This window comes from Candidatus Andeanibacterium sp., assembly GCF_057143545.1.
Genome location: NZ_DBNHSF010000123.1, coordinates 1 through 2,097, shown reverse-complemented (window position 1 = coordinate 2,097; position 2,097 = coordinate 1). Strand labels below are relative to the sequence as shown.

Here is a 2,097-nt window from a genome sequence, read left to right as displayed (position 1 = left end):
GCCATTGCCTCGCGCTCATACGCCTTCCACGCCCTGCCGACTTCGCTGACGCGATTCTTCGGAGCGCTCCAATCTCGGCCAGCAAAGATCGAGCGCAGTGCCGGGGCAATTTCTTCCTGCACGGGCTCCTGCTGCCAGCGATCCATCGCTGCACGATCTGGCCCTTGCGCGCTGCGCCGATCGCCGGTGGCGAGCGCCTGCCGCAACCCAGAAACGATAAACCCCCGCACTCCCTGCGCATCGCGGAAGCGGACTTCGGTCTTCGCCGGATGGACATTGACGTCGACTTCCCCGGGCGGGAGCTCGAGGAACAGCGCCAGCACCGCATGGCGATCGCGCGCCAGCATGTCGGCATAGGCTCCGCGCACCGCTCCGGTCAGCAGCCGGTCCTTCACCGGGCGGCCGTTGACGAACAAATACTGGTGATCTGCCACCCCGCGATTGAAGGTCGGAAGGCCCGCGATCCCGGTAAGCCGCAGCGCGTCGCGCTCGAAGGCGATCGACACGCCGTTATCCGCCAGTTCGCGTGCGATGATCCCGGCCACCCTCGTTTCTGTCGATTGACCGCCCTGCACCTTGAGGATCGTTCGCCCGCCCTGTTCGAAGCTGAAATCAATGTCCGGCCGTGCCATTGCGAGGCGCCGGACGACATCGTGGCACGCGGCATATTCGCTGCGCGGCGTTCGGAGGAACTTCCGCCTTGCCGGCACTTTCGCAAACAGCTGCTCGATCCGCACCCGGGTGCCCGGCGGCAGCGCCGCAGGTCCTTCCTCGACCAGCACACCGTGATCGACCACGCGCCGCCAGCCTTGTTCGGCTCCTCGAACGCGACTTTCGAGCGTCAACCGCGCAACGCTGGCAATGCTGGGCAAGGCCTCGCCACGAAATCCGAGGGTCGCAACCTGTTCGATCGCCCCATCTTCCCCGACGAGACTCTCGGGCAGTTTCGACGTCGCATGGCGTTCGAGCGCCAGCGCCATGTCCTCCGGCGACATGCCGCAGCCATCGTCGGTCACTTCGATCCGCGCCAGCCCGCCCTCCTCGATCGCTATCGCAATCCGCGAAGCACCCGCATCGATGGCGTTTTCAACCAGTTCCTTGAGCGCCGATGCCGGGCGCTCGACCACTTCGCCCGCGGCAATGCGGTTGACCAGTGTCTCGGGCAGGCGGCGAATTTCCGGCATGGCCACAGCCTAGCGACCAATCGCCACGAATTCGAGGCGAGTTGCGGCAAAAATCTGCGGCTTTCCTCACAATTTTTTGGCCTTATTAGGAACCTTGCGTTAAGCACCTGCCAGCAGTGTCACATTCCGGCGACACCCTTCGCAACAATTCGCGGCAAACGCCTAAAAACAACGGACATTAGGATGGGTTCCTTCTTTTCAAATTTGTTCAAATTCGGTTCGCAAAACATGGCCATTGACCTCGGGACGGCCAATACGCTGGTCTATGTCCAGGATCGAGGAATCGTTCTCAACGAGCCTTCGGTCGTTGCCATCGAAACGATAAACGGGATCAAGCGGGTCAAGGCCGTGGGCGACGACGCCAAGATGATGATGGGCAAAACCCCGGATTCGATCGAGGCTATCCGCCCGCTGCGCGACGGGGTGATCGCCGACATCGAGATCGCCGAAGCGATGATCAAGCACTTCATCCAGAAGGTCCACGGCAAGAAGAGCCTGCTGCGCTATCCCGAGATCGTCGTCTGCGTGCCGTCGGGTTCGACCTCGGTCGAGCGCCGCGCGATCCGCGATGCCGCATCCAACGCCGGCGCGTCCGAAGTGTCGCTGATCCTCGAACCGATGGCCGCGGCGATCGGCGCCGACATGCCAGTCACCGAACCGGTCGGTTCGATGGTGGTCGATATCGGCGGCGGGACGACCGAGGTAGCCGTCCTCTCTCTGCGCGGCCTTGCCTACACCACCAGCGTGCGCACCGGCGGCGACAAGATGGACGAGGCAATCGTCTCCTATGTCCGCAGGCATCACAATTTGCTGATCGGCGACGCGACCGCCGAGCGGATCAAGAAGGATTACGGTATCGCGGTGGTTCCCGAAGACGGATTCGGCGAGACGATCCAGATCAAGGGCCGCGACC

2 protein-coding genes are annotated in these 2,097 nt (G+C 63.1%); one reads left to right on the top strand and one right to left on the bottom strand.

Annotated elements, in window-relative coordinates:
• On the bottom strand, positions 1 to 1,184 hold a 1,184-nt coding region (gene mutL / locus AC16XC_RS07630; RefSeq protein WP_484034050.1), incomplete at its 3' end, for a DNA mismatch repair endonuclease MutL.
• A gap of 183 nt (positions 1,185 to 1,367) precedes the next feature.
• Here mutL and AC16XC_RS07625 point away from each other — a divergent pair.
• Positions 1,368 to 2,097: rod shape-determining protein (locus tag AC16XC_RS07625; protein ID WP_484034049.1), on the top strand; the 730-nt coding region annotated here is incomplete at its 3' end.